Genomic DNA, 8,564 nt, shown 5'->3' with positions numbered 1-8,564 from the left:
TCTTGGCCCGGCCGTGCTCGTCGGGCTGGGCTTCTCGGCGATCACCCTGCTGGTGGGCCCGGTCGCGGCCGCACTGGGCCAGGACCTGCCCGGGCTCGCGGGCGGCGCTGTGGCCCTGCTCACCCCGGTGGTCGTCCTCGCGGTCGACGCGGGGGAGAAGGCGATGAGGAGTCGGCGTGCTGCCCGTCGTGCGACGGGACGGTCGGGACTCAGGACGGAGGAGCCGCCGTCGACTCCCGCACGATGAGCTGGGTCGAGAGCTCGAGCCGGTTGGTCGCCAGGGGGACGTCGTTCGCGAGCTGGAGCAGCACCTGGAGCGCCGTCGACCCGATCTCGCTGAAGGGCTGGCGCACGGTGGTGAGGCGTGGGGAGGCTGACGTCGCCTGGAGCGCGTCGTCGAATCCGACGAGGGAGAGGTCCTCGGGGACCCGCACGCCACGTGTCCTGGCGGCGTCGAGCACGCCGAGGGCCTCGAGGTCGTTGGCGGCGAAGATCGCTGTCGGTGGCTCCCCGAGGTCGAGCAGACGCAGGGCGGCCTGGCGGCCCTGCTCGAACCGGAACTCCCCGCGTTCGTCGTACGCGTCGGGAGGCACGACCCCGTGCTCGCGCAGAGCCGCGTGGTAGCCGGCGAAACGCGCCTGCGCGCACTCGCTCGCGATGCCCTGGATCATCGCGATCCGCCTGTGCCCGAGCTCGAGCAGGTGCTTCGTCGCGAGGTACCCACCGGTGAAGTTGTTCACCCCGACCGAGGGGATCGAGTCCGTTGGCACGTTGACCGGGTCGATCACGACGACGGGGACGCGCGCCTCGGCGAACCGCTCCTGCTGCGCCTCGTCCAGGAGGGAGGTCACCAGGATCACGCCCGCGTGGTGGGCGGAGACGACCTCGTCCGCCCAGGCAGGGCCCTTGGTGTGGGGCGCGATCTTGACGACGACCTCGACTCCCTCGCGATCGGCGAGTCCGAGGACGCCCCGCATCGTCGCGAGGTTGTTCGTCGAGTCCATCGTGTCGAAGCACAGCTCGACCACGCGGGGGGTGGGGGTCGGGGTCCGTGCGGAGGCGCGGTTGCGCGGGGTGTACCCGTGCTCGTCGAGCAGGGCCTGGATCCTGGCGCGGGTGGCGGGGGCGACGTCGGACCGGCCCTTGACCACCTTGGAGACCGTGGGCACCGAGACCCCCGCCTCGGCTGCGATGTCCTGGAGGGTCGCCCGGGTCCGTCCCGGACGAGCCTCGCGCTGCGTCGTGTCCCCTGCCATCGTCTTCCCTTCGACCAGGACGTGGAGGCACTTGACCTGTGCCGATTCGTAGCGTAACTTCGCCTCGAAAGTTGCGCAAGTTCAGATCGGAAGTGAAATGAACTTGCGAAACTGAGGTTCGACTCGATCGACACGGTGATGTGAGGAGACACGCATGGCAAAGAAGCCACTCCGGCGGCTCGGCGCGATTGTCGCGGCGGGCGCACTGCTGGTGACCGCGGGATGCAGCGGCGGGACCGACGACACCGGCGACGGAGCGGCAACGGCCGCCGGCGCGGGGGACGTGACGACCGTCTGGGTCACGGCCGGCACGGATGACGTGCTGCAGGCCTCGATCGATCGGTGGAACGCCGATCACGCCGAGGGGCAGATCGAGCTGCAGGTCTTCGAGAACGACCCGTACAAGTCCAAGCTGCGCACGGCTGTCAGCGCGGGGGAGGGGCCCTCGGTGTTCTCCGGCTGGGGCGGCGGCGGCCTGAAGACCTACGTCGACGCCGGTGAGGTCGCCTCCCTGCAGGACGCCTACGACGCCGAGCCGGCGCTGCGCGACCGGATCTTCCCCTCCGTCCTCAAGGGCGGCACCGTCGACGGCACGATCTACGGCACCCCGTACAACGGCGTGCAGCCCGTGGTCATCTACTACAACAAGGACGTCTTCGAGCAGGCAGGTGTCGAGGTTCCCACGACATGGGACGAGACCATGGCCGCGGTCGAGGAGCTCAACGCGCAGGGCATCGCGCCGTTCTCGGTCGGCGGAGCGAGCCGCTGGCCGTACCTCATGTGGATCGCCTACCTCACCGACCGGATCGGTGGCCCCGAGGTCTTCGACGCCGTCGTGGCGGGGGAGCCCGACGCCTGGAAGGACCCGGCCATCATCCAGGCCAACACGATGATCCAGGAGCTCGTCGAGGCCGACGGCTTCGTCGACGGGTACTCCTCGATCGACGCCAACCAGGGGGCTGCCGAGGCGCTGGTCTACAGCGGCAAGGCCGCCATGGAGCTCATGGGCGCCTGGGCGTACTCCGGCACCTTCCTCAGCGGGGCCCCGGAGTTCCTCGAGCAGGGCAAGCTCGGCTGGACGACCTTCCCGACGGTGGCCGGCGGCACGGGGGACCCGGCGAACGTGACGGGCAACCTGTCCTCGTACTTCCAGGTCTCGGCCGGGGCGTCGGACGCGGCCAAGGCCAACGCCACCGACTGGCTGATGCACGGGGTCTTCGACGACACCTACATCGCCGAGCTGGTCGACACCGGTGCCGTCCCGCCGATCTCCGGTGTCGAGGACGCGATCGCCGCGTCCTCCGCCCCGGAGTGGAACGCCTTCATCTACGAGACGGCCGAGGCCGCGGGCAACTTCCAGCTCTCCTGGGACCAGGCGCTCGACGCGGCACAGGCTGAAGCGCTCCTGACGAACCTGGAGCAGGTCTTCCTGCTCCAGATCACTCCGCAGGAGTTCTCCGAGAACATGGACGCCGCGGCTCAGGGATGACCGCACACAGCGAGCGAGGGGCCGGGCCTGTGCGTCGGTCCGGCCCCTCGGTGCTCCTCACCCTCCCGGCGCTCGTCTTCTTCGCCACCTTCGCGATCGTGCCCCTGGGGGCAGCGGTGTGGTTGAGCTTCACCGAGTGGAGCGGGCTGGGCGACCCGACGTGGGTCGGCCTGGACAACTGGCGTGCGCTGCTGACCACGCACGACACCGGGCACGCACTGTGGCTCACGGTCCAGCTCATGGTGCTGACCTGGGCCGTGCAGACCCCCGTCTCGATCCTGCTCGGGGTCTTCCTCGCCGGCAGGCAGCGGTACCGCGAGATCCTCGCGGTCGTCTACTTCGTCCCGCTGCTGCTGTCCTCCGCCGCCATCGCGATCGCCTTCCGGAACCTGCTGGACCCGAACTTCGGCCTCTTCGCCGGCCCGGGGCTGGCGTGGCTCAACCAGAACTGGCTCGGGGATCCGGACCGGGTGTTCGTGACGGTCGCGTTCATCATCGCGTGGCAGTTCATCCCGTTCCACACGCTGCTCTACCAAGGCGGCGCCCGTCAGGTCCCGCAGTCCCTCTACGAGGCGGCCGCCATCGACGGTGCCGGACGGGTCAGGCAGTTCCTGGCGATCACCCTCCCGCAGCTGCGGTACACGATCGTCACGTCGTCGACGCTGATGCTCGTGGGTGCCCTGACGTACTTCGACCTCATCTACATCCTCACCCAGGGCGGGCCCGGCAACGCGACCCGCATCCTTCCCCTCGACATGTACCTGACCGGGTTCACCGGCAACCAGATGGGCCTCGCCAGTGCGATCGCCGTCGTGCTGGTCGTCCTCGGGATGGTGCTGTCCCTCACGATCTCCACCGCCTCCGGGTTCTCCCGGATGGAGAGCCAGCTGGACGGAGAGTGACCCGATGACCACGACTGCCCCCACTCGGACGGCGCCGGTCAAGATGATCAGGTCGCAGCCCGCCCGTGCGCCCCACGGCGCTCGGCCCAATGTGGCCGGCGGCATCCTGTCGGGGCTGTGGTTCGTGATCGTGGCGATCCCGCTGTACTGGATCGTCATCACGAGCGTGCGGACCCAGCAGGGGTTCTTCGGTGACCACCCGCTGGTCCCGCCGAGCAACCCGACCCTCGACAACTACCGCCTCGTGCTGGAGAACGACTTCTGGCGCTACCTGCTCAACTCCGCGGTGGTGACCGTCTCGGCGGTGCTGATCATCGTCGTGGTCGGGTACCTGTGCGCGTACACGATCGTGCGCGCTCCGGGCCCGCGGACCCGCCGGGTGTTCAACGTCCTGCTGCTCGGTCTGGCCATCCCGCTCCAGGCCACGATCATCCCGATCTACCTGATGATCGTGAAGGCGGGTCTGTACGACAACCTGCTCGCGATCATCCTTCCCTCGGTCACGTTCGCCCTGCCGATCACCGTGCTCATCCTGGTGAACTTCCTGAGGGACATCCCGGGGCCGCTGTTCGAGGCGATGCGGATCGACGGAGCGAGCGAGTGGCAGACGATGCTGCGGCTCGCCGTGCCGCTGAGCCGCCCGGCGATCGTCACGGTCGCCATCTACGACGGCCTCAACGTGTGGAACGGGTTCCTGTTCCCGCTGATCCTCACGCAGAGCCCCGAGACGCGGGTGCTCCCGCTCGCGCTCACGTCCTACCAGGGCATGTTCACGATCAACGTGCCGGCGGTCATCGCCGCGGTGGTGCTCTCCAGCCTGCCGATCCTCGCCCTGTACGTGTTCGGCCGCAGGCAGCTGCTGGCCGGGATGACGGCCGGGTTCGGCAAGTGAGCAGACCCCTGAGCGTCGCCTCGTCCCCGTACCTGAGCACCACCAACCCGAAGGACTCCCTGATGCCTCACAGCTTTGACGACTCGGTCGACGCCCTGCGAGCAGGTGCGGACGAGGTCGGCCAGGTGCGCCTCCTCCTGGCGCAGCTGACGACCGAGGAGAAGCTCGGGCTGCTCGACGGGGACGGGGAGTTCTGGAAGGGGATGCTGGGCTTCTACGAGCAGGGCTACAACACCGAGCCGATCGTCGCCGGGCAGGTCGACCGGCTCGGGATCCCCGGGATCCGGTTCGCCGACGGACCGCGTGGCTGCGTCGTCGGCCGGTCCACGAGCTTCCCCGTCGCGATGGCGCGCGGTGCCACCTGGGACATCGAGCTCGAGCGGGAGATCGGCAGGGCGATCGGCGCCGAGATCCGCGCTCAGGGCGGCAACTACTTCGGCGGGGTGTGCATCAACCTCCTGCGCCACCCGGCCTGGGGTCGCGCGCAGGAGACCTACGGCGAGGACCCGGTGCTCCTCGGCGCCATGGGGGAGGCCCTCCTGCGAGGCGCCCAGGAGCACGTCATGGGCTGCGTCAAGCACTTCGCCCTCAACTCGATGGAGAACGCTCGCTTCACCGTCGACGTCAGCGTCGCGGGCGACGTGCTCCGTGAGGTCTACCTCCCGCACTTCCGTCAGGTGATCGACGCGGGCGCCGCCTCGGTGATGAGCGCCTACAACGCGGTCAACGGGCAGTGGGCCGGGCAGAGCCCGGAGCTGCTGACCACGGTGCTGCGCCAGGAGTGGGGCTTCGAGGGCTTCGTCGTCTCGGACTTCATCTACGGGCTCCGGGACCCGATCGACTCCCTGCGCGCCGGGCTGGACGTCGAGATGCCCTTCCGGCAGCAACGTGCCCAGGTGCTTCCCGCGGCTCTCGAGGACGGCTCGCTCGACCTCGCGGACGTCGACCGGGCCTGCGAACGGATCCTGCGGATGCAGCTGCGCTTCGCGGCGCAGGTGACGGCGGCCGTGCCCCCGGTGTCCGTGGTCGCGAGCGCGGAGCACCGCTCCCTCGCGCGCCGTACCGCGCAGCGGTCCGCTGTCCTGCTGCGCAACGCCCCCCTCGCCGGGACACCGGTGCTCCCGCTCGACGCCGCAGCGCTCGGGTCCGTCGCTGTGATCGGCAGCCTGGCCGACCTGGTCAACACCGGTGACTTCGGGTCCTCGCACGTGCGTGCACCGGAGGTCTCGACCGTGGTCGCTGGGCTCCGGAACGCGCTCGGCGAGGAGCGCGTCGTCGTGCAGGCCACCGATGCCCTCGAGCCCGCGCGGCTCGCTGCGGCGCGCTGCGAGACAGCTGTCGTCGTCGTCGGGTACACAGCGCGGGACGAGGGCGAGTACGTCGACGACGGAAACCGGAGCCTGATCGACCTGGTGTTCCCTCCCGCGGAGGACCCCGCTCTCGTCGAGGCGTTCGAGGCGGCCCAGCGCCGCAACGCGGGGACCTTCGGCTCGGGCAGCGGTGGGGACCGGGCCGAGCTGCGGCTGCCGCGCGAGCACGAGGACCTCATCAGGGCGGTCTGCGAGGTGAACCCGCGGACGGTCGTCGTCGTGGTGGCGGGGAGCGCCGTCGTCGTCGACCCGTGGGTGGACCTGCCCGCCGCGGTCCTGCTGAGCTGGTACTCCGGCATGGAGGGCGGGGACGCCCTCGCCGACGTCCTGCTGGGGCTCGTCGAGCCGGGCGGGCGACTGCCCTTCGTGGTCCCGCGCGCGACCTCGCACCTGCAGGCGTTCGACCGTGCGGCCGCTGCCGTGGAGTACGACCGGTGGTACGGCTACCGCCTGCTCGACCGTGCCGGCGTCGCACCGCGGTACCCCTTCGGCTTCGGTCTCGGCTACGCCCCCGTGACCCTGACCGCCGCACAGGCGCGCACGGACGCCGACGGGCTCCTGGTCCGCGCCCACCTGGAGTGCCCCGGACCGCGGGCCGGGTCCCAGGTGGTCCAGGTCTACGGGACACGGGTCCCGTCCGATCCCGAGCGGCCCGTGCGCGAGCTCCTCGGTTTCGCCCGCGTCGAGGTCGACGCCGGGGGTCGGGCAGCGGTCGACGTCCGGCTCCGGACGTCGGCCCTGGACACCTGGGACGTCGGGGCCGGCACCTGGGTGCCCTTCGCCGGAGAGCTGAGGCTCGAGGTCGGCACCTTCCACGGCGATCCGGCCGCGATCGAGATCAGCTGCGCGGTGCGCGGACCGGCGGCGAGCCTGCCGGTCTCCTGATCCCGGACGCCGGGCGCCCGGCGCCCGGCGTCGCCGTCGGACGGGCGTGCGAGGATGCGGTGAACCGCCGACCTGCTGGAGTACCGATGGGCTACGAGTTCGACGCCGTGCTGTGGCAGTGGCAGGCGCGCACCGACAGCTGGACCTTCGTGAGCCTGCCGACGGACGTAGCCGACGAGGTCCTCGACCTCGCCGGGCCGACCGCACGGGGGTTCGGCTCGCTGCGGGTCGAGGTGTCCGTCGGCGCGACCACCTGGCGGACCTCGATCTTCCCCGACTCGAAGGCAGGCACGTACGTCCTGCCGATCAAGAAGGCGGTGCGCCGGGCGGAGGGCCTGGAGGTCGACGGGTCCCTGCGCGTCCGGCTCAGACTCGTCGACGTCTGACGGGCTCGCGCACCGATCGGGGTCCTCGTGCCCGGTCGATCGCTGCGGTCGCGCGATGGCCCCGAGGGGTCGATCGTGGGGGGTGGGTCGACGGTCTCCCGCGGGGGACGAGGGGCCGGGGAACCGTCGCCGAGGGTCACGATCTCATCACAGGTCTTGACGCGGCGCCGGACCTGAGAGAGCGTTATCTCAGCGCGAGAGAACGCTCTCTCGCCCCGGGGCTCGCAGCGCCGCCTCCCCGACGGTGACGCGAGAACCCCGGAAGCACCTCCGAGGACATCCTCGGGCGGTGGGCCCTGCTGAGGCGGCCTGGTCGCCTCGATGACAAAGGAGTCAGACGTGCGGAGAACCAACAAGTCGTGGATGGCGATCAGCGCCGGCACGCTCGGCCTCGCACTGGTCGCGGCCGGCTGCAGCAGCGCCGGTGACACCGACACCTCGGACGGCGGGTCGGGCACCGGGGGTGACGAGAAGATCACCCTCACGGTCGCGACGTTCAACGAGTTCGGCTACGAGGACCTGATCACCGAGTACATGGAGCTCAACCCGAACATCACGGTCGAGCAGAAGAAGGCCGCGACCTCCAACGAGGCGCGCGACAACCTCAACACCCGGCTCGCCGCCGGCTCCGGACTGTCCGACATCGAGGCCATCGAGGTCGACTGGTTGCCCGAGCTCATGCAGTACCCCGACAAGTTCGTCGACCTCACCAGCGACGACGTCGAGGGCCGTTGGCTGGACTGGAAGGTCGCGCAGGCCACCACGACGGACGGTCAGCTCCTGGGCTACGGCACGGACATCGGCCCGGAGGGTGTCTGCTACCGCTCCGACCTGTTCGCCGCCGCCGGCCTGCCCACGGACCGCGACGAGGTCGCGGACCTGCTCGGCTCGACCTGGCAGGACTACTTCGACGCGGGCAAGGACTTCACCGCCGCCTCCGGCATCCCGTGGTTCGACTCCGCAGGCGCCATCTACCAGGGCATGATCAACCAGGTCGAGAACGCCTACGAGGAGAGCGACGGCACCCCCATCCCGCTCGCCGACAACACCCAGGCGCGGGAGATCTACGACACCGTCCTGACCGCCGCGGTGACGGACGGGCTCTCGGCCCGGTACGCGCAGTGGAGCGAGGACTGGACCAACGCGTTCCAGAACGACGGCTTCGCCACGATGCTGTGCCCGGGCTGGATGCTCGGTGTCATCGAGGGCAACGCTGCTGGCGTCGAGGGCTGGGACATCGCCGACACCTTCCCCGGTGGCGGTGGCAACTGGGGTGGCTCGTTCCTGACGGTCCCGACCCAGGGCGCGCACCCGGAGGAGGCTCGTGAGCTGGCCGCGTGGCTGACCGCTCCTGAGCAGCAGATCAAGGCCTTCGTCGCCAAGG

At 70.3% G+C, this 8,564-nt stretch carries 8 protein-coding genes; 7 read left to right on the top strand and 1 reads right to left on the bottom strand.

The window, feature by feature from the left end; genetic code table 11:
• The coding region (locus ABWK99_RS10480) for a hypothetical protein (RefSeq protein ID WP_372594648.1) at positions 1-247 on the top strand (247 nt) is incomplete at its 5' end.
• Here the strand turns inward: ABWK99_RS10480 and ABWK99_RS10475 are convergent.
• Positions 210-1,256 carry a LacI family DNA-binding transcriptional regulator gene (locus tag ABWK99_RS10475; protein ID WP_372594647.1) on the bottom strand — a complete coding sequence of 349 codons (1,047 nt, stop codon included), beginning with the start codon at positions 1,254-1,256 and terminating at the stop codon, positions 210-212. The genes ABWK99_RS10480 and ABWK99_RS10475 overlap by 38 nt on opposite strands.
• A gap of 154 nt (positions 1,257-1,410) precedes the next feature.
• Between ABWK99_RS10475 and ABWK99_RS10470 the strand changes: the two genes are divergently transcribed.
• The 6 genes from ABWK99_RS10470 to ABWK99_RS10445 all read left to right on the top strand — a co-directional run.
• Positions 1,411-2,745 (top strand): extracellular solute-binding protein, encoded by a 1,335-nt coding sequence (locus ABWK99_RS10470; protein WP_372594646.1) that lies wholly within the window; start codon positions 1,411-1,413, stop codon positions 2,743-2,745.
• Positions 2,742-3,647 (top strand): carbohydrate ABC transporter permease, encoded by a 906-nt coding sequence (locus ABWK99_RS10465; protein ID WP_372594645.1) that lies wholly within the window; start codon positions 2,742-2,744, stop codon positions 3,645-3,647. Before ABWK99_RS10470 ends, ABWK99_RS10465 begins: the two co-directional genes overlap by 4 nt.
• Positions 3,648-3,690: 43 nt before the next feature.
• Positions 3,691-4,539, top strand: coding sequence for a carbohydrate ABC transporter permease (locus tag ABWK99_RS10460; RefSeq protein ID WP_372594650.1), 849 nt, complete (start codon positions 3,691-3,693; stop codon positions 4,537-4,539).
• The gene (locus ABWK99_RS10455; RefSeq protein WP_372594644.1) at positions 4,536-6,794 is read left to right on the top strand and encodes a beta-glucosidase; all 2,259 of its coding nucleotides are present in this window, start codon (positions 4,536-4,538) and stop codon (positions 6,792-6,794) included. Before ABWK99_RS10460 ends, ABWK99_RS10455 begins: the two co-directional genes overlap by 4 nt.
• A gap of 86 nt (positions 6,795-6,880) precedes the next feature.
• Complete coding sequence (locus ABWK99_RS10450; protein WP_372594643.1) at positions 6,881-7,180, top strand: DUF1905 domain-containing protein; 300 nt, start codon at positions 6,881-6,883, stop codon at positions 7,178-7,180.
• Positions 7,181-7,543: 363 nt separating this feature from the next.
• Positions 7,544-8,564: ABC transporter substrate-binding protein (locus ABWK99_RS10445; protein WP_372594649.1), on the top strand; the 1,021-nt coding region annotated here is incomplete at its 3' end.

Origin of the sequence: Actinotalea sp. (assembly GCF_041597215.1) — a bacterium.
GTDB lineage: Bacteria > Actinomycetota > Actinomycetes > Actinomycetales > Cellulomonadaceae > Actinotalea.
Note: the sequence above shows the minus strand (reverse complement) of the source record. Positions and strands in the feature narration are given on the sequence as shown.